The organism is Rhizobium mesosinicum, assembly GCF_019511345.1.
Lineage (GTDB): Bacteria > Pseudomonadota > Alphaproteobacteria > Rhizobiales > Rhizobiaceae > Rhizobium > Rhizobium mesosinicum.
This window is the reverse complement of sequence record NZ_JAEUAK010000006.1, coordinates 28,873-47,411: the sequence shown is the minus strand read 5'-3', so window position 1 is coordinate 47,411 and position 18,539 is coordinate 28,873. Positions and strand designations below refer to the sequence as shown.

15 protein-coding genes are annotated in these 18,539 nt (G+C 60.0%); 7 read left to right on the top strand and 8 right to left on the bottom strand.

What is annotated here, in order from left to right:
• Positions 1–27: 27 nt before the first annotated feature.
• Positions 28–765, bottom strand: a complete 738-nt coding sequence (gene mtgA, locus JNB85_RS17130; RefSeq protein WP_220335543.1) for a monofunctional biosynthetic peptidoglycan transglycosylase — start codon at positions 763–765, stop codon at positions 28–30.
• A 134-nt stretch (positions 766–899) separates the two neighbouring features.
• On the opposite strand from mtgA, the gene JNB85_RS17125 reads away from it, so the two are divergent.
• The gene (locus tag JNB85_RS17125; protein ID WP_220335542.1) at positions 900–1,814 is read left to right on the top strand and encodes a polyprenyl synthetase family protein; all 915 of its coding nucleotides are present in this window, start codon (positions 900–902) and stop codon (positions 1,812–1,814) included.
• Positions 1,815–1,874: 60 nt separating this feature from the next.
• On the opposite strand, the gene ispG is transcribed toward JNB85_RS17125, so the two are convergent.
• The 3 genes from ispG to JNB85_RS17110 all read right to left on the bottom strand — a co-directional run bounded on the left by ispG (position 1,875) and on the right by JNB85_RS17110 (position 5,248).
• Complete coding sequence (gene ispG / locus JNB85_RS17120) at positions 1,875–3,122, bottom strand: flavodoxin-dependent (E)-4-hydroxy-3-methylbut-2-enyl-diphosphate synthase (protein ID WP_220335541.1); 1,248 nt, start codon at positions 3,120–3,122, stop codon at positions 1,875–1,877.
• A 95-nt stretch (positions 3,123–3,217) separates the two neighbouring features.
• Positions 3,218–4,411 carry an MFS transporter gene (locus tag JNB85_RS17115; RefSeq protein ID WP_220335540.1) on the bottom strand — a complete coding sequence of 398 codons (1,194 nt, stop codon included), beginning with the start codon at positions 4,409–4,411 and terminating at the stop codon, positions 3,218–3,220.
• Between the two features lie 60 nt (positions 4,412–4,471).
• Positions 4,472–5,248, bottom strand: coding sequence for a DeoR/GlpR family DNA-binding transcription regulator (locus JNB85_RS17110; protein ID WP_220335539.1), 777 nt, complete (start codon positions 5,246–5,248; stop codon positions 4,472–4,474).
• 208 nt (positions 5,249–5,456) lie between these two features.
• Between JNB85_RS17110 and JNB85_RS17105 the strand changes: the two genes are divergently transcribed.
• The 4 genes from JNB85_RS17105 to JNB85_RS17090 all read left to right on the top strand — a co-directional run bounded on the left by JNB85_RS17105 (position 5,457) and on the right by JNB85_RS17090 (position 8,795).
• Positions 5,457–6,326, top strand: a complete 870-nt coding sequence (locus JNB85_RS17105; RefSeq protein WP_220335538.1) for a DMT family transporter — start codon at positions 5,457–5,459, stop codon at positions 6,324–6,326.
• A gap of 154 nt (positions 6,327–6,480) precedes the next feature.
• Positions 6,481–7,254 (top strand): amino acid ABC transporter substrate-binding protein, encoded by a 774-nt coding sequence (locus JNB85_RS17100; RefSeq protein ID WP_220335537.1) that lies wholly within the window; start codon positions 6,481–6,483, stop codon positions 7,252–7,254.
• A gap of 102 nt (positions 7,255–7,356) precedes the next feature.
• Positions 7,357–8,037: an amino acid ABC transporter permease gene (locus JNB85_RS17095; RefSeq protein ID WP_220335536.1), complete on the top strand. Its 681-nt coding sequence runs from the start codon at positions 7,357–7,359 to the stop codon at positions 8,035–8,037.
• Complete coding sequence (locus JNB85_RS17090) at positions 8,034–8,795, top strand: amino acid ABC transporter ATP-binding protein (RefSeq protein WP_220335535.1); 762 nt, start codon at positions 8,034–8,036, stop codon at positions 8,793–8,795. Before JNB85_RS17095 ends, JNB85_RS17090 begins: the two co-directional genes overlap by 4 nt.
• Before the next feature lie 43 nt (positions 8,796–8,838).
• On the opposite strand, the gene JNB85_RS17085 is transcribed toward JNB85_RS17090, so the two are convergent.
• The 3 genes from JNB85_RS17085 to JNB85_RS17075 form a co-directional block, all read right to left on the bottom strand.
• Positions 8,839–9,411 carry an NADPH-dependent FMN reductase gene (locus JNB85_RS17085; protein WP_220335534.1) on the bottom strand — a complete coding sequence of 191 codons (573 nt, stop codon included), beginning with the start codon at positions 9,409–9,411 and terminating at the stop codon, positions 8,839–8,841.
• A gap of 166 nt (positions 9,412–9,577) precedes the next feature.
• Positions 9,578–13,042: a pyruvate carboxylase gene (gene pyc, locus JNB85_RS17080; protein ID WP_220335533.1), complete on the bottom strand. Its 3,465-nt coding sequence runs from the start codon at positions 13,040–13,042 to the stop codon at positions 9,578–9,580.
• 116 nt (positions 13,043–13,158) lie between these two features.
• Positions 13,159–13,899 carry a LuxR family transcriptional regulator gene (locus JNB85_RS17075; protein ID WP_220335532.1) on the bottom strand — a complete coding sequence of 247 codons (741 nt, stop codon included), beginning with the start codon at positions 13,897–13,899 and terminating at the stop codon, positions 13,159–13,161.
• Between the two features lie 317 nt (positions 13,900–14,216).
• Here JNB85_RS17075 and JNB85_RS17070 point away from each other — a divergent pair, with 317 nt between their 5' ends.
• Together JNB85_RS17070 and JNB85_RS17065 are read left to right on the top strand one after the other, a co-directional pair.
• A complete protein-coding gene (locus JNB85_RS17070; protein WP_183749795.1) occupies positions 14,217–15,980 on the top strand; it encodes a glucan ABC transporter ATP-binding protein/ permease in 1,764 nt (587 codons plus the stop codon).
• A 257-nt stretch (positions 15,981–16,237) separates the two neighbouring features.
• Complete coding sequence (locus JNB85_RS17065; protein ID WP_220335531.1) at positions 16,238–17,203, top strand: magnesium and cobalt transport protein CorA; 966 nt, start codon at positions 16,238–16,240, stop codon at positions 17,201–17,203.
• Between the two features lie 93 nt (positions 17,204–17,296).
• On the opposite strand, the gene JNB85_RS17060 is transcribed toward JNB85_RS17065, so the two are convergent.
• Positions 17,297–18,523 carry an OpgC family protein gene (locus JNB85_RS17060; RefSeq protein WP_220335530.1) on the bottom strand — a complete coding sequence of 409 codons (1,227 nt, stop codon included), beginning with the start codon at positions 18,521–18,523 and terminating at the stop codon, positions 17,297–17,299.
• Between the last annotated feature and the right edge of the window lie 16 nt (positions 18,524–18,539).

The following is an 18,539-nucleotide window of genomic DNA, read 5'->3' as shown; positions in this document are numbered from 1 at the left end:
TGCCGCTTCCAACGACAAGTTCTGATATCAATCATAGATACACTTGATGTAATCGCCCGAGCCCTGCGCCCGCCGTTCGATGAGCGCTGCAAGCCTGCGCAGCCCTCGCCCAGGTTTTCCGGCATTGCGATCGATCGGGTTCGGCAGCGAAACAGCAAGCAACGATGCCTGGCGACGGGTGAGCTTCGAGGCAGGCACCTTGAAGTGATGCTGTGCCGCCGCCTCGACGCCGTAAATACCGGGCCCCCATTCGGCGATATTGAGATAGATCTCCATCAGCCGCCGCTTCGACCAGACGAAGTCGGAACCGACCGCCAGAGGCAGTTCCATCCCCTTGCGAATGAAGGAGCGGCTGTTCCAGAGGAAGAGGTTCTTCGCCGTCTGCATCGGGATCGTGCTCCCACCCCGCGTCTCCTGGCCCTTCAGCGTATCCTCGAGCAGCATACGCATTTCGCCCCAATCGACACCGCCGTGAAAGCAATATTGCCCGTCTTCCGACATCATCACCGATTGCACCAGCACCGGCGCGACATCGTCGATCGACACCCATCGGCGGTCATAACCGCGCAGAAGCACGAGATCGCGCAGCATCAGCGTCGAAACCGGATGGATGAAGGGCAGCAGATAGAGAAGGATCAGCACATAGGGCAAAAGCAGCACGGCCAGAAGGGCAAGAACAACGCGTTTCAGCACCTGGCGGTCTCCAAGCCAACGCCGGTGAACCGGCGCCTCGACGCTTTCCTCTGTCTGCGGCGCTATATCCAATGTCCCAGTCCGATTTCGCCCTCGTCGTTGTCATACCGCCTGAAAACCCGCATTGCCAGAGTGCAGCGGAAATCTTGACGCGGTGATCGACAATTCCGTTGCCAGCAGCCGTTCTGCCGTGCCAAAGAGCGCGCATGGACGCAAAGCTGGGAACATTCGAGACACGGTTGAAAAGCAGTGCCGCCGAGATCGAGGCGCTGCTCGATCTCCTGCTCTCTCCTGCCGTGCTGTCCGACGAGATCACCCGTCCCGACCTCTTGCGTAGCGCCATGCACTACGCCGTCCTGAATGGCGGCAAACGCCTGCGCCCCTTCCTTGTCGTGGAAAGCGCAGCGCTTCTCGGTGGCAACAGGCAGGCAGCACTTCGCGTCGGCGCGGCACTCGAATGCATCCATTGCTATTCACTTGTTCACGACGATCTGCCGGCTATGGACGACGACGACTTACGGCGTGGCAAGCCGACCGTACACATCAAATTCGACGAAGCGACCGCCATTCTGGCCGGCGACAGCCTGCTGACCTACGCGTTCGACATCATCGCCGCGCCGGAAACCGACCTGCCGGACCGCAGCAAAACAGAACTCGTTCTGGCGATCGCTCGCGCCGCAGGCCTCGGCGGCATGGCCGGTGGACAAGCCCTTGACCTAGCAGCGGAAACGCAGGCGCCCGATGAAGCTGGCATCATCCGCCTGCAGGCGATGAAGACGGGGGCGCTGATCCGCTTTGCCTGCGAGGCCGGCGCCATCATTGCCGGCGCGTCTGCCGAAGACCGTCAACGCCTGCGCCGCTTCGGCGAAAAGATCGGCCTCGCCTTTCAGCTAGCCGACGATATTCTCGACTTGACCTCCGATATCGAGACGATGGGCAAGGCGACCGGCAAGGACACCGCCCGTGGCAAGGGAACGCTCGTAGCGCTTCACGGGATGGATTGGGCGGAGAAACAACTGCGCCAGCACGTCGAAGATGCGGAAGACCTGCTTGACCCCTATGGCGGGCGCGCTGCGGTGCTGAAAGCCACGGCCCAGTTTGTGGCCGAACGCAAGAGCTGAGACAGAAGAAGAGCGGTATCATCCAGCCCTGCTACAGAAGGTCATCGAAAAGCGGAATGATTACTCCGCTGCCGTCTTCTGGCCGAAACGCTTCTCGATATAATCGATGACGAGCGCCTCGAAATCCGAGGCGATATTCGGACCGCGCAGCGTCAGGGCCTTCTTGCCGTCGATGAAGACGGGGGCAGCCGGCGTCTCGCCGGTGCCGGGAAGCGAAATGCCGATATCGGCATGCTTACTCTCGCCCGGTCCATTGACGATACAGCCCATGACAGCGACATTGAGCGCTTCCACACCCGGATATTTCTCACGCCAGATTGGCATGTTCTTGCGAATGTCGTTCTGGATGTTCTGCGCGAGTTCCTGGAAGACCGTCGAAGTCGTGCGCCCACAGCCGGGACAGGCCGCGACGACGGGCACAAACTGGCGGAAACCCATGACTTGGAGCAGTTCCTGCGCCACCTGCACCTCGCGGGTGCGGTCACCATTCGGTTCCGGCGTCAGTGAAATACGGATCGTATCGCCGATGCCGTTCTGCAGCACATAGCCCATGGCAGCCGAAGAGGCGACGATGCCCTTGGTGCCCATGCCGGCTTCGGTCAAGCCGAGATGCAGCGCGTGGTTGGAGCGTTCGGCGAGCATGGAATTGACGGCGATCAAGTCCTGAACCTGGCTGACCTTGGCCGACAGGATGATGCGGTTGCGCGGCAGGCCGATCTCTTCGGCGAGTTGGGCAGACAGCAGCGCCGACTGCACGATCGCCTCGCGCGTCACCTGCCGGGCCGAAAGCGGTGATCCCTCGGCCTGGTTCTTGTCCATCAGCTGCGTCAGCAGTTCCTGATCCAGCGAGCCCCAGTTGACGCCGATGCGCACCGGTTTGTTGTAGCGGATCGCCATCTCGATGATTTCGGCGAACTGCTTGTCCTTCTTGTCCCTGAAGCCCACATTGCCTGGATTGATGCGATACTTCGCCAGCGCTTCGGCGCAGGCCGGATGATCGGCAAGCAGCTTGTGGCCGATATAGTGGAAGTCGCCGATCAGCGGCACATCCATGCCGAGGCGCAGCAGGCGCTCGCGGATCTTCGGCACGGCAGCAGCGCTTTCGTCACGATCGACGGTGATGCGCACCAGCTCCGAACCTGCACGATGAAGCGCGGCCACCTGCGCAACCGTGGAATCCACGTCCGCCGTATCCGTGTTGGTCATGGATTGCACGACAACCGGCGCGCCCCCGCCGACGATGACGCCGCCGACATCGACAGCAACGGAAGCGCGGCGCGGTTTCGGATCGAAATCGAAAGCAGACATAAAGAGCTCTTACACCCGGAAGACAGAGCCTTTCAGGTGGATCAAGCCCGCGAGCTTGTCAACCGCCCCGTATATCACTTTTGTTTGGAGGCGGCTCACCGGCCGCCGTCCGAGACTCCATCGGCATATTGCGCGAGCCGTGAGAATGCGAGAACCACAAGAAGCAGCACCGGCAGCGCCATGAAGACGGCGGCAAAGCCCACATGCTCGGCCACGAAGCCGATCACCGAAGGCGCCACCAGCATGCCGGAATAGCCCAGGGTCGTGACGACGGAGATGCCGATGCCGGGCTTCAGACCGGGGATATTGCCCGCTGCTGAAAAGGCGATCGGCACCATGTTCGAAATACCGATACCGCAAAGCGCGAAGCCGATGATGGCGATTTCGGCATCCGGCGCAAGGCTCGCCAGCAGCATGCCGACGATGGCAAAGAGCGTGCAGATGCGCAGCGTCTTGACCCCGCCGAGACGATCGCGGACGAGATCGCCGGCAAAGCGCATGGTCGCCATGGCCGCCGAGAAGGCCGCAAAGCCGAGGCCGGAGAGGGCGACGGACGCGCCCATTTCCTGCCTAAGGTAAAGCGCACCCCAGTCGAGGACCGCACCTTCAGGCACCATGCAGAACAGCGCCATAACACCGAGCAGCCACGGCAGCGGCACCATCGGCAGCTTCGTCTTCTCCTTCTTGGTATCGGGATGCGGCGGATCGGCCAGAACCATCGGCCAGGCTACGGCAAGCAAGATAGCGGCGAGCACGGTCGCCAGTTCCGCGTGACCGAGAATGCCGAGCCTGGAGATCACCAGCCCCCCGAGGCCGGAGCCGATCAAGCCGCCGAGGCTCCAGAAAGCGTGGCAGGATGACATGATCGCGCGGCGCATGGATTTTTCCACCGCCACGGCATTGGCGTTCATTGCCACGTCCATCCCGCCAATGAAACCGCCGAACAGAAAGAGCGAGATCGCTCCTGTGATGACGTTGGGAGCCAGCGTCAGCGCCAGAAGCGTCGGCAGCAAACAGACGGCGAGCACCCGCACGACAACGCGTGAACCATGTTTGGCGATCTGCGCTCCGGCGATTGGCATCATGACCAGCGAGCCGAAACCGAAGATGAGGATCATCAGCCCAAGCTCGAACTTGGTGAGTCCCAGCCGCTCGGCAAAGTCGGGAATCTTCGGCGCCCAAGAGCCGATGACAAAACCGTTCATAAGGAATAGCAGCGAGACCGCCGCTCTGCTCCGGGTAATGAAGCCGCTCCGGACCCGCGGCGCTGCACTCACATTGTTATCCATTTCCTTGTCTTTCCTCTCGACCGGGCTTGCCTGCCCGATTCCGTAAAAGGCGGAACGGTCTCAAGCCGTTTTGCCCGCAATGATCGTCCGGCAGCCGCGTGCACGGTATTGCTCGAGCATGGCGGCATCCGCATCGTGTTCGACGACAAGGCATTCGCAATGCGCGACCGGCAGGACGCTGTGTGGTGCAGCCGTCCCGAATTTTTCCGATGTCGCAGCGACCATGACCCGCTTGCTCCTGGACGTGGCGAACCTCTTGAACTCCGCGTCCTCGAAGCCGAACGTCGTCAATCCCGCCTCGATATCGACGCCGCAGGCGCCCAGAATGCAGAGGTCTGGCGCCAGTTGCTCCATGTCCCGCAATGCTTTGGCGCCAAGCGAACCGCCGGTTTGGCGGTCGACCAGACCGCCGATCAGAATGACATTGAGACTTGGCTTCTCGATCAGGGCCGCGGCAATCGCCGGCGCGTTTGTGGCAGCGGTCAACGGAAGGTCGGCCGGCATAGCGTTGGCAATCGCCAGATTGGTGCTGCCGGCATCGAAGAATACCGTAGTGCCTGCAACGATTTCCGCCGCCGCAGCGCGGGCCAGCGCCTGTTTCCGCTCAGTGGCAAAGCTCATACGCTGGGTCAGGCTTCCGTGCGCCGGTGAAATCGGCAACGCTCCTCCATACACCCTCTCGCAGAGCCCTGCCGCCGCCATCTCACGCAGGTCGCGCCGTACCGTATCTTCCGAGACGCCGAATTCGGCTGCGAGTTCCGCAGCGAGCACGCGACCATGGGTCTTCAGTCGCTCGGAAATGACGGTCTGGCGTTCCCGCAACAGGAAGTCTTGCATGTTTATACCGGATTAGTGCTTTAAAAACTGAAAACATGCATAAACGCTGATCAACGTGCAGACAACAAGCGCGATCACACGTTTTTTGACACTTTGAAACAAAGATCCACGATCAGGTGAAATCTCACATGTTGACCGTCTCCGGGAGCAGGGGCTATCGATTGCCGTCTCGTTTCCCGCCGGCGCCGCCCGCCTCTGGTACATCCCCGTGAAAAACTCCGTCAGCCCGGGCATTCTGCTCACAACCGCGGCCTACATGGCGTTCACTTTCCATGATGCGATCGTCAAACTTTTGACGGCGAGCATTCCCGTCTGGCAGATCCTGTTTTTCCGCAGCCTCACCATCCTTGTCGGCTGCCTCGCCTATGGCCGCGGCAAGCTCATCCATCAGACGGTCACCTCACCGATCATCAAGCCGATGATTGCTCGCAGCATTCTTCTGCTCTGTGCCTGGCTTTCATACTACACTGCGGCAAGCCGCTTGCCGCTCGCCGAGGTCACAACGCTCTACTATGCTGCTCCCGTCGTCGGCACGTTGCTCGCCTGGTTCATCCTGAAGGAAAAGGTCACCCCCGCCCGTTGGCTTGCGGTCGGCGTCGGCTTCGTTGGCGTGCTCATCGCCTGCAATCCCGTCGGGCTCACGATCTCCTGGCCGGTCTATCTGGCGCTGCAGGCAGCCGTGCTTTGGGCTTCCGCCATGGTCTTGCTGCGCGAGACCTCGCTGCATGAGAAGACTATCATCCAGCTTGTGGTCTCCAACGTCTTCTTCCTCATTATGACGGGCATCGCTGTCATCTACACCTGGCAAACCCCAAGCCTCATACAGCTCGGCTTGCTGATCGGCACCGGTGTCGTCGCGGGCTGCGCCCAGTTCGCCCTCTTTGAGGGCATGCGTAAGGCTCCGGTGTCGGTACTCGCGCCCTTCGAATATACATCGCTCGTCTGGGCCTTCATCCTCGGCTATCTGATTTGGGCTGATGTACCCGCGCAGAATGTCGTTGTTGGTGCGGTGATGATTCTTGGCGCGGGCCTGATCATCATCGTCAGCGAAAAGTTGCGTCGTCCCGCGGCGGCCTGATGCCGATTTCAGCCGGATTCGTGGTTAGAGTTGCAGCTTGAGAAAAATATTCGCAGTTGCCGCTTTTATTTGCAGTTTTCTTCGCTTTCGATACCTCAATTTTCTGCGATGTATCGGCCATTCGAACACAATCTTCCCAAGGATGGATAGAACGATGAACTGGTTGAAAACCGCCGCCGCCGCCGCCCTCATTCAGGCTGCAGCCCTGCTGCCCGCCCATGCCGGCGAAAATCTCAGCTCCATCAAGTCTGCCGGCATCTTCAAGATCGGCACGGAAGGCACCTATGCGCCCTTCACCTATCATGACGAAAGCGGCAAGCTCGTCGGCTTCGACGTCGAGATCGGCGAAGCGGTGGCCGCCAAGCTCGGCGTGAAGGCTCAGTTCATCGAAGGCAAATGGGACGGCCTGATCGCCGGCCTCGACGCCAACCGTTATGACACCGTCATCAACCAGGTCGGCATCACCGACGCGCGCAAGAAGAAGTATGACTTCTCCGAGCCCTATATCGCCTCCAAGGCCGTTCTGATCATCCGCGACGGCGACGACAGCATCAAGTCCTTTGCCGACCTCAAGGGCAAGAAGGCCGCCCAATCCCTGACCAGCAACTTCGGCAAGCTCGCGACCGAAGCCGGCGCCGAACTCGTCGGCACTGACGGCTTCGACCAGTCGATCCAGCTCGTCCTGACGAAGCGCGCCGATGCGACGATCAATGACAGCCTTTCCTTCCTCGACTTCAAAAAGCACAAGCCGGACGCTCCGGTGAAGATCGTCGCCCAGCAGGAAAATGCCGACTATTCCGGCATCATCATCCGCAAGGGCGAACCGGAATTGCTTGAGGCGATCAACAAGGCGCTCTCCGACATCAAGGCTGACGGCACCTACAAGAAGATCGCCGACAAGTATTTCGGCCAGGACGTTTCCAAGTAAGTCCTTACCGGCGGTTTCGCGCTGCTCCCATATCATTTATAGCTGCATGAGAAAGCGTCCGGCGAGCACTCGCCGGACGCGTCTTTTCTTGAGGACACGCCCTTGCCGCACTGGCTCCAACTGATGGCGGAATCGCTTCCCTCGCTCCTCTGGGCCGGGCTGATCTTCACCATCCCCTTGACCCTCCTTTCCTTCGCCTTCGGACTGATCCTAGGCCTGGTCACCGCGATCGCCCGTCTTTTCGGGCCCGAGCCTGTTGCAGCCATTGCCCGTTTCTATGTCTGGGTCATCCGCGGCACGCCGCTGCTCGTCCAACTCTTCGTGATCTTTTATGGCCTGCCGAGCATCGGCATCCTGCTCGACGCCTTCCCGGCAGCGCTCATCGGCTTCACGCTGAATATCGGCGCCTACAGCTCCGAGATTATCCGCGCCGTCATCTCCTCGGTGCCGAAGGGCCAATGGGAAGCGGCCTATTCGATCGGCATGAGCTGGCGCCAGGCCATGAGCCGCACCATCCTGCCGCAAGCCGCCCGTGTCGCAGTGCCGCCGCTGTCGAACACCTTCATCTCGCTGGTGAAGGACACCTCGCTCGCAGCGGCCATCACGGTGCCCGAACTCTTCCAGGCCGCGCAGCGCATCGTCGCGACCACCTACGAGCCGCTGATCCTTTATATCGAGGCGGCGCTGATCTATCTCGCCTTGAGCTCCGTACTCTCGGCGCTGCAGCAGCGGTTGGAGCGCCGCTTCGCCCGTTATGGCGGAATGCTGGAGGCAAATGCATGATCGAGCTTTCCAATATCGAAAAGCGCTTCGGCGACGCCGTCATCCTGAAGGACATCAGCATCCGCATCCCGGAAGGCAGCGTCACAGCCCTCGTCGGCCCCTCCGGCGGCGGCAAGAGCACCCTGCTTCGCTGCATTAACCTCCTGGAGATCCCGACCGCAGGCACCATCCGCCTCGGCGAAGAAACGCTCTCCTTCACGCCCGGCAAGCGTGTCGGCTGGCAGGCGATCCAGAAGATCCGCCGCCAGACCGGCATGGTTTTCCAGAACTTTCAGCTCTTTCCGCATCAAACGGCGATCGAAAACGTCATGGAAGGACTGGTCACGGTCCTGAAATGGCCAAGGGAGAGGGCGCGCGAACGCGCTATGGAACTGCTGACCAAGGTCGGCATGGCGCATAAGACCGATGCCTGGCCCTCGACCCTCTCCGGCGGCCAGCAGCAGCGCGTGGCAATCGCTCGCGCGCTTGCACCGTCACCGCGTGTCTTGCTCTGCGACGAGCCGACGTCTGCGCTTGATCCGGAACTGTCAGCCGAAGTGGTCGATGTGCTGGGCCAGCTTGCCCGCGAAGGCACGACCATGGTCATGGCGACCCATGATCTTCGCCTCGCCTCCAAGATTGCCAATGACGTGGTTTTTCTGGAGGCCGGCAGCGTGGTCGAAACGGGCAGTGCCAAGGCGATCTTCAATACGCCGGAGAAGGAGCGCACCAAGCGCTTCATCTCCACCATTAACGCCGCCCATACCTACGATATCTGAGTCAATGCCGGGATGCGAACATCCCGGCATGCGGAAATTCCGATCAGGCGGCCGTGACGACGGCGCGCGCTGCCTTCAGCGCATTCCCCCACCAGGTCAGCTGATCGAGCAGGTTCTTGGCAGCTTCGTTCAGATGGGCGTAATCGCCGAGGCTCTTGCCCTCCTTGAGGACAGAAAGATATTCGCCGAACGATATGTGAACGGCCGTCTTGACGGACGCCGCGCTCATTTCGACGAAGATCAGGCGAAGATGCTCGACCGCACGTGCGCCACCGACGCCGCCGTAACCGACGAAACTGACCGGCTTATGGATGAATTCCCCGAGATCGATCGCGTTCTTCAGAACAGCCGTCGGAGCATGGTTATATTCGGCGACCGTGAAGATGAAGCCGTCGAATTCGCGCAGCTTCTTCTTCCAGCGCTCGGCCGTTTCACTTTCCGCCGTGGTGGCGCGCTCTTCGCCGAAGAAATGCATCGGGTAGTCGAGAAGATCGAGGACTTCGACTTCGAGATCGGAACGCTGGCCGGCGAGCCCGGCGATCCACTTGGCCGGATGATCGGCGAAACGGCCAATACGCGTGCTGCCGACGATGACGGCAATCTTCAACTTGCTCATGAGATGGTCCCTGATTGGTCTTGGGGCGATGATGGGAGCCGAAGTCTATGAGAAAGCCTCCTCGCCCGGCAAGGCGAGAAGGCTGCCAACTCATAGAAAAATCAGCTTTTTATCGGCTCGATCGTACACAATCGGGTGATGTCGGAAACGACCGTCCGTCGTCTTCCTAACCTGCATAGACGACGAGCAGATCCTTGGCGTCGATCTGGTCACCGGCCTTGACTAGGACTTCCGAGATCGTGCCGTCCTTTTCCGCATGCAGCGCCGTTTCCATCTTCATCGCCTCGATGGAGACGAGTACGTCACCGGCACTGACGACCTGGCCCGGCGCAACGAAGACGCGCGAGATCACGCCCGGCATAGGCGCCCCGACATGGGTTGCATTGCCGGGCTCCGCCTTGCGGCGGGCCGCAGCGCCCGAAGCGCCATGCGCCCGATCCGGTACCTTGATGCGGCGCGGCTGGCCATTGAGCTCGAAGAAGACGGTGACCATGCCCTGACTATCGGTGCCGCTCATCGCCTGGTTCACGATGACGAGCGTCTTGCCCTTCTCGATATCGGCAAACAGCTCCTCACCATCGGCAAGACCGTAGAAGTAGGCAGGCGTCGGCAGCACGGAAACCGGACCGTAGGTGTCCGAAGCCAGCGCGAAATCGGTGAAGACCTTCGGATACATGAGGTAGGAGGCGAATTCGAAATCGCTGACCTCACGCTCCAGCTTGGTCTCGATCGCCTTGCGCTCCGCATCGAGGTCGGCATCGTCAAGCAGCGAGCCCGGACGCACCGTATAGGGCTGCTCGCCCTTCAGAGCCTTCTTCTGCAGAGCTTCCGGCCATCCCGACGGAGGCTGGCCGAGATCGCCCTTCAGCATCGAGACGACTGATTCCGGGAAGGAGACTTCCTTCTCAGCGCTCACCACATCGGCGACCGTCAGATCCTGCGAGACCATCATCAGCGCCATGTCGCCCACGACCTTGGACGACGGCGTCACCTTGACGATATCGCCGAACATCTGGTTGGCGTCGGCATAGGCCTGCGCCACCTGGTGCCAGCGGGTTTCGAGGCCCAGCGAGCGGGCCTGTTCCTTGAGGTTGGTGAACTGGCCGCCCGGCATTTCGTGCAGGTAGACTTCCGAAGCCGGTCCCTTGAGATCGCTCTCGAATGCCGCATACTGATTGCGAACCGCTTCCCAATAGAACGAGATGCGGCGGATCCATTCCGGATCGAGGCCCGGATCGCGCTCGGAACCGCGCAGCGCTTCGACGATGGAGCCGAGGCAGGGCTGCGACGTATTGCCGGACAATGCGTCCATCGCCGCATCGACGGCATCGACGCCGGCATCCACGGCAGCAAGAACCGTGGCCGCGGCAATGCCCGACGTATCATGCGTGTGGAAGTGGATCGGCAGGCCGGTCGCTTCGCGCAGCGCCTTGAACAGCACCTTGGCCGCGGCCGGCTTCAGCAGGCCCGCCATGTCCTTCAGCGCGATGATATGTGCGCCGGCCTTTTCGAGCTCGACGGCAAGGTCCGTATAATATTTCAGGTCATATTTCGGACGGGCCGAATTGAGGATATCGCCCGTATAGCAGATCGCGGCTTCGCAAAGCTTGTTCTCCTCGGCGACGGCGTCCATCGACACACGCATGTTCTCTACCCAGTTCAGGCAGTCGAAGACGCGGAAAAGGTCGATGCCGCCCTTGGCGGCCTGACGGACGAAATATTTCACGACATTGTCAGGATAGTTTTTGTAGCCGACGCCGTTCGCTCCGCGCAGCAGCATCTGCAGGAGCAGGTTCGGAGCCGCCTCGCGGATCAGCCCCAGACGCTCCCACGGATCCTCCGTCAGAAAGCGCATTGAAACGTCGAAGGTCGCACCACCCCAGCATTCCAGTGACAAGAGATTCGGCAGCGCATGCGCATAGGTGCCGGCGATTTTGGCGATGTCATAGGTGCGCATGCGGGTGGCGAGCAGCGACTGGTGACCGTCGCGCATCGTCGTATCGGTCAGCAGCACCTGCTTCTGCTCGCGCATCCACTCGCCGAATTTCTTCGGGCCAAGCTGGTCGAGACGCTGCTTTGTACCGTCGGGGACCTTACCGCCGTCTGCGTAGGGTACGACCGGCTTGGCGGCATCTTGCGATGGACGCGGGCGATCCTTTGCCTCGGGATGACCGTTGACGGTGACATCGGCGAGATAGGTCAAAAGCTTGGTGGCACGGTCCTGGCGCTTGACCTGCTGGAAGAGCTCCGGCGTCGTATCGATAAAACGTGTCGTATAGGAATTATCCTGAAACTTCGGATGCGTGATGATCGCTTCGAGGAAGGTCAGGTTGGTGGCGACACCGCGGATACGGAATTCGCGCAGTGCGCGGTCCATGCGGGAAATGGCTTCCAGCGGGTTCGGTGCCCAGGCCGTCACCTTCACCAGCAGCGGATCGTAGTAACGGGTGATAATCGCGCCAGTGTAGGACGTGCCGCCATCGAGACGGATGCCGAAACCCGATGCAGAACGATAGGCGGTGATACGGCCGTAATCCGGAATGAAATTATGCTCGGGATCTTCCGTCGTGATACGGCACTGCAAGGCATGACCGTTGAGACGGATATCTGCCTGCTTCGGCACACCGGATTCCTCTGTGCCGATGGCAAAGCCGTCGAGAATATGAATCTGCGCCTTGACGATATCGATACCCGTCACGACTTCGGTGACGGTGTGCTCGACCTGGATGCGCGGATTGACTTCGATGAAGTAGAATTTGCCGGTATCGGCATCCATCAGATATTCGACGGTACCGGCGCCGACGTAGTTCGTCGCCTGCGCGATCTTCAGTGAATAGGCGGCAAGTTCCTGGCGCTGTGCGTCCGACAGATACGGGGCGGGCGCGCGCTCGACGACCTTCTGATTACGGCGCTGGATGGAGCAGTCGCGCTCGAAGAGATGAACGACATTGCCATGCGTATCGCCGAGGATCTGACTCTCGACGTGGCGCGCGCGCTCGACGAGCTTTTCGAGATAGACTTCGTCCTTGCCGAAGGCGGCCATCGCCTCGCGCTTGGCTTCCGTCACCTCGCGGGCGAGATCGGCTTCCGAGCGGATGACGCGCATACCACGACCGCCGCCGCCCCAGGACGCCTTCAGCATCACGGGGTAACCGATCGCGGCAGCCATCTTGGCAACTTCCGCCATATCGTCAGGCAGCGGCTCAGTCGCCGGAACGACCGGAACGCCGACGGAAATGGCGAGATTGCGTGCTGCCACCTTATTGCCGAGCTGACGCATCGTATCGGCCCTGGGACCGATAAACGTAATGCCTGCAGCGTTGCAGGCATCAACGAATTCGGGGCTTTCCGAAAGCAGGCCGTAGCCCGGATGGATAGCGTCGGCGCCGGAAAGCTTGGCGACGCGGATGACCTCGTCGATCGAAAGATAGCTCTCGATCGGCCCGAGATCACGGGAAAGATGCGGGCCGCGGCCGACTTGATAGCTCTCGTCGGCCTTGAAGCGGTGCAGCGCCAACTTGTCTTCCTCGGCCCATATCGCAACCGTTTTTATTCCGAGTTCATTGGCCGCGCGGAAGACGCGGATGGCGATTTCGGAACGGTTGGCGACAAGGATCTTCGATATGGGCAATGTACTCTCCTCAAAGCACGAAAAACGGGCCATGCTGCACCGCGAAGAGAATTCTTAACGTGCTGTTACAGAAAGTTCAATTTCCTCGTCTCGGTGAAATAGAATTTCTCCAGATCTCAGGTAATCAAACCATACCGGAAAGCAAGCGCCACTGCCTGCTGCCGGTTCTTGGCCTTTAACTTATCCTGCAGGCCGTTCATGTACCAGTCGACCGTATGATTGGAGATCTTCAGATGTTTGCTGATTTCCATCGAGGTCATGCCCTCGGCAAGATAATGCAGGATTTCCATTTCACGCCGGGTCAGCTGCGTGTCGGTTATCGGCACCGTTTCCAGCGCGATAGCTTCGCCCTGCAGATCGAGCAGCCGCCAGAAGGCCTTGCGGGCGATTGCCTCGAAAAGGGAGATTTCGGTCGGTGAGAGCTCAACGGGCCTGCCGCCAAGGCTGAGGCTGCCCAGGATGCCGTTTCGTCCATAGATCGGGAAGACATAGCCGTCTTCCAGCCCATGGCCGAAGGCATCGACCATCATTTGCTCCATCCGGCGCTGATGCGGGTCATTCCGAAAGGCAGACATGCTGTCGCGCCAGCGGAAAGGCCGCTGCGCATGCGCAAGATACCGCACGGTCGGATCGACGAGAACGTATTTTTTCGCCGCATAGACGTGTGGCCATCCGTCCGGCCACCGACTGGCCATTGTCACACTCCATGGGTTGTCTCCTTGCTTGGGGTGGCGAAGCAGGCCATAGAAATCGAATCCGTAGACGCGGATCACCTTATCGAGTTCCTCGACCGCACTTTCGCTGTCGGAACGCTCGCCGAGAATAACAAGTAATTGAACTAGAGTATGAATTTGCACAAAAATGCCCCTTGCCCGGACCAACGAGACGCCGAAAAAAGCCTGCTGAGCCGCCGCTGAATGGTCCCTATTAATAATTGCAGTTCACAAACTGGATGGTGCGCTAGACGCTCCAGGGAATGCAAGCGCAAATTGTCGCGATATATGCCTAAGCAACAATTTCGAAACTATGGCCACTTATCGCATTCGCCGATCACATGGACGCGCGAATTTCGAAGCCGGATTTCAGACCTGAATGTCCCGTTAATCGTCGGTTCAGGTAGATTTCTGTAGCATCCAACCCTCCCGTTCTTCGCAGATGCAAAAGAGGTCCCGACGTGTCGTTATTCAAGGTCTATGCAAGAGCTCTGCGCTATCTCGGCGCCTACAAGCTCCGCGTATCCCTCGTCGTTATCGCGAATATCGTATTGGCGGCCATCACCATCGCCGAGCCGATCCTGTTTGGCCGTATCATCGACGCGATTTCCGGCAAGGGTGAAGTCAAGCCGATCCTCATGATGTGGGCGGCATTTGCCGTCTTCAATACCATCGCCTTCGTTCTCGTGGCACGCGAAGCAGACAGGCTGGCCCACGGCCGCCGCGCGACGCTTCTGACGGAGGCCTTCGGGCGCATTATCTCAATGCCGCTTTCCTGGCATCACCAGCGGGGTACATCCAACGCGCTGCATACGCTGCTGCGTGCTTGCGAAACTCTATTTGGTCTATGGCTCGAATTCATGCGCAACCATCTTTCGACGGCAATTGCGCTTGGTTTGCTTATCCCGACCGCGATCTCGATGGACTATCGTCTGTCCGCCGTCCTGATCGTGCTCGGCATCGCATACTGGCTCATCGGCCGCGTGGTCATGAGCCGCACGAAGGATGGCCAGGCTTCGGTCGAAAACCACTACCACACCGTCTTCGGCCATGTCAGCGATTCCATCAGCAATGTCTCGGTGCTGCATAGCTATAACCGTATCGAGGCTGAAACCCATGCGCTGAAGTCTTTTGCCGACCGCCTGCTGCAGGCGCAGTATCCGGTGCTCGACTGGTGGGCGCTTGCCAGTGCGCTGAACCGTATGGCCTCGACGATCGCCATGATGATCGTGCTCGTCATCGGCACCGTGCTGGTTCAGAACGGCGAATTGCGCGTTGGTGACGTCATTGCCTTCATCGGCTTTGCCAACCTGCTGATCGCCCGCCTGGACCTGATGCGCCAGTTCGCCACGCAGATCTTCGAAGCACGTTCGAAGCTGGAAGACTTCTACAATCTGGAAGATTCCGTCCGCGAGCGTGAAGAGCCGGCCGGCAACGGCGAAATCAAGGACGTCAAGGGCGATATCGAGTTCGACGACGTCTCCTTCGGCTTCGCCAACAGCTCCCAAGGCCTGCACAACGTCTCTTTCAAGGTGAAAGCCGGCCAGACTGTTGCGATCGTCGGCCCGACCGGCGCCGGCAAGACGACGCTCGTCAACCTGCTCCAGCGCGTCTACGACCCGCAGGGCGGCCGGATCCTGGTCGACGGCCATGATATCAGCAAGGTCACGCGCAAGTCGCTGCGCCGCTATATCGCCACCGTCTTCCAGGATGCAGGCCTGTTGAACCGCTCGATCAGCGACAACATCCGTCTTGGCCGCGAGAATGCTTCGGAAGAGGATATGCGCCGCGCCGCTGAAGCCGCCGCCGCTGCCGACTTCATCGAGAACCGCGACGAGCAGTACGATACCCATGTCGGTGAACGCGGCAACAAGCTGTCCGGCGGTGAGCGCCAGCGTATCGCGATCGCCCGCGCCATCCTCAAGGACGCGCCGATCCTGGTGCTGGACGAGGCAACGTCGGCGCTCGACGTCGAGACGGAAGCCCGCGTCAAGGCTGCAATCGACAACCTGCGCCAGAACCGTACCACTTTCATCATCGCCCACCGTCTTTCGACGGTCCGTGAGGCCGATATGGTGCTGTTCCTGGACAACGGTCGCATCGTCGAGAACGGTAGCTTCGATGAGCTCAGCCACTCGAACGGCCGCTTCGCCGCCCTGCTGCGCGCCAGCGGTATCCTGACGGACGACGAGGTCCGCAAGGCCCACGCGACGGAAGCCGCCTGATCGGCTTCGAACGAAAACAATCAAAAGCCGGAAGGGCACTGCCCTTCCGGCTTTTTTGTTGGATGAACCTGGCTTTTGCAGCATCGATCGCAACGGCGAACTGATCTGGGCTAGCCGTTCCATTCGTGATGAACGGCTAAAAAATCAAGATCTCATAGTTACTCGCGAGGTCTTGTCCTTCCGGCTTGGGGCTGCACCTTCTTCCGGAGCGCCGCGAGATGCCGGGAACCGCAGACGCATAATTGAGTGGAACGTTGATGAGCATTGTTGCCTCCTACCTGTACCGCGATGGTCAGCGAGCAGGGTCCTTCGACATTGACACCGGCACCGTGCCAACGGCGAAGAACGAGTTCGTCTGGATCGGCCTGCACGATCCGGACGGTCGGGAACTTTTTGCGCTACAAAAAACCTTCGGCCTCCATCACCTCGCGGTGGAAGATGCTCTGAGCCCGATCCAGGTTCCCAAACTCGATATCTATGATGGGCAACTCTTCCTCATTACCAAGACCGCCCATCTGGCCGGTGACGTCATCGAGTACGGCGAGACGGCAATCTTCGTCGGCGACTATCACGTCGTCACCGTCAGACATGGTTCCGATCGCGGCCACGGCGCATTGCGCAAACAACTTGAAGCCGCGCCCGAGACCCTGAAGAACGGTCCAGATTACGTGCTGCACGGCGTGCTGGATTTCATCGTCGATGGATACCTCCCCGTCGTGCAGGCCATAGAGGATCGCGTGCTGGAAATGGAGCAGCGAATGCTCGATGCCTTCCTGAGCCGAGAGCAGATCAAGCGGCTCTTCCGCTTGAGGCGCCAGATCATCCGCTTCCAGCGCGTCCTCGGCCCGATGTCGGAACTGTGCGGAAAGCTGGTTCACCTCGATCTGCCCTGCATCGACAGCGAGGCACGCAAATACTTCAGGGATGTCAACGACCATATCAGGCGCGTCGAAACCACGACCGGTGGGCTTAAAGACGTTATCACGTCGGTCTTCGAAGCCAGCAACCTTCTGGAGCAGCAGCGCCAGGGCATGATTACCCGCCAGTTGGCAGCCTGGGCTGCCATCGCGGCGGTGCCGACAGCGATCGCCGGCATCTACGGCATGAACTTCGAGAGTATGCCGGAATTGAAAACGGAATACGGCTATTACGTCGTCATCGCCGTCATTCTGAGCCTCTGTGGCATTCTGTTTTGGCGTTTTCGGAGATCGGGCTGGCTTTAAGGGAACGAGATCGGTCCCGCCATGTCGGGATAGAAGAAAGGGCCGGCGGCCTGTCGACCGCCGGCTTAATAACATCTCCAGTAAAGCCTCCGCCTATTTCAGTTTGCCGTGGCCGTAAGAATCCACCGACCGGTTGATACGGACCGGCACTGGGATGACGCCGGCGAGAGGCTGGCCCTTTTCCTGTTCGCGCTTGTATTCGAGATGATAGGCATAGGCGAACTGGGTGGCGATGCCGGCAAGCACGAAGATCGGGCCGATGATCTGGTCGCGGTTGGTAATGTAGAGCAGCACCTGCCCAACCATCGCAAGAATGGTGCCGGCGACGAAGATGTTCAGCGAATGCCGGCCGAGGATCGTCAGCGGATGATCGGCCGGGCGGCGGAAGGCCTTCGACACAACGGGGATATTGATCACCAGATAGGCGAGAGCCAACACGTGCAGAAGGCGCGGCAGCGAGAGGAATGTCTTGTCGAAATCGGTCAGCACTGCCGGCAGGCCGAGGGCGGCAAGATAGTTCCCGAGATCCCAGAGACGCGCCGTAACCCAGATGAAGGAGAGCACGACATAGCTGAGTGCCAGCGCGAAAAGCAACGGATGACGAGGAAGCGTGCCGCCGCGCTTGACATGCATCATCGAGACGACGCCGATCGTAAACAGGAACTGCCAAGAGAAGGGATTGAGGAACCAGTCTCCCTCGAACAGCATGTTTTGCGGGGCAAGATGGTAGATGCCCGCAAGCAGCCAGACCGCGCCGGAAACCGCTAGTGCCAGCAACGTGCTTTTCTCGTTCAGGAGCAGGATCAGCGGCACCATCAGCATCAGCGCGCCATACATCGGCAGGATGTTGTTGTAGCCGATCTGGTGGCCGAGCAAGAGCAGAGCCGGAATGCCTTCCTTCAGGTTCATCAGCACCGCCAGGATGTTGATCTCGACCAATAGTCCCGGCCGGTGAAACAACCAAGCGCCGCAGATGAAGAGCGCGAGCGTCACGAAGGTGGTGATCATATGGGCGAGGTAAAGCGTGAAGGCGCGCCTTGCTGCCTTTATCGCCATTTCCAGGCGCGCGCCCGGCTTGAAGCGGGAACCGTAGGCAAGGCCGACCGCAATGCCCGAGATCAGCACGAAGGCTTCGGCGGCATCGGAAAAGCCGAAATTCTTGGTCGTAATATATTCGAAGATTTGCCCCGGAACGTGATTGATGAAGATCGTGATGAGCGCAAGACCGCGAATCACGTCGAGCCTCGTATCGCGCTTGGACGCCGCTACCGATGTGGAAGTTCGTGGGGCGCCAATGGCTTTGGTCGGCATACCTGCCATGGTGTCTCTCCTGTCA

Coding starts and splice junctions, on each gene's coding strand:
- JNB85_RS17125 (WP_220335542.1), top strand. CDS start 900: ATGGACGCAAAGCTGGGAACATTCGAGACACGGTTGAAAAGCAGTGCC.
- ispG (WP_220335541.1), bottom strand. CDS start 3,122: ATGTCTGCTTTCGATTTCGATCCGAAACCGCGCCGCGCTTCCGTTGCT.
- JNB85_RS17115 (WP_220335540.1), bottom strand. CDS start 4,411: ATGGATAACAATGTGAGTGCAGCGCCGCGGGTCCGGAGCGGCTTCATT.
- JNB85_RS17110 (WP_220335539.1), bottom strand. CDS start 5,248: ATGCAAGACTTCCTGTTGCGGGAACGCCAGACCGTCATTTCCGAGCGA.
- JNB85_RS17100 (WP_220335537.1), top strand. CDS start 6,481: ATGAACTGGTTGAAAACCGCCGCCGCCGCCGCCCTCATTCAGGCTGCA.
- JNB85_RS17090 (WP_220335535.1), top strand. CDS start 8,034: ATGATCGAGCTTTCCAATATCGAAAAGCGCTTCGGCGACGCCGTCATC.
- JNB85_RS17085 (WP_220335534.1), bottom strand. CDS start 9,411: ATGAGCAAGTTGAAGATTGCCGTCATCGTCGGCAGCACGCGTATTGGC.
- JNB85_RS17065 (WP_220335531.1), top strand. CDS start 16,238: ATGAGCATTGTTGCCTCCTACCTGTACCGCGATGGTCAGCGAGCAGGG.
- JNB85_RS17060 (WP_220335530.1), bottom strand. CDS start 18,523: ATGGCAGGTATGCCGACCAAAGCCATTGGCGCCCCACGAACTTCCACA.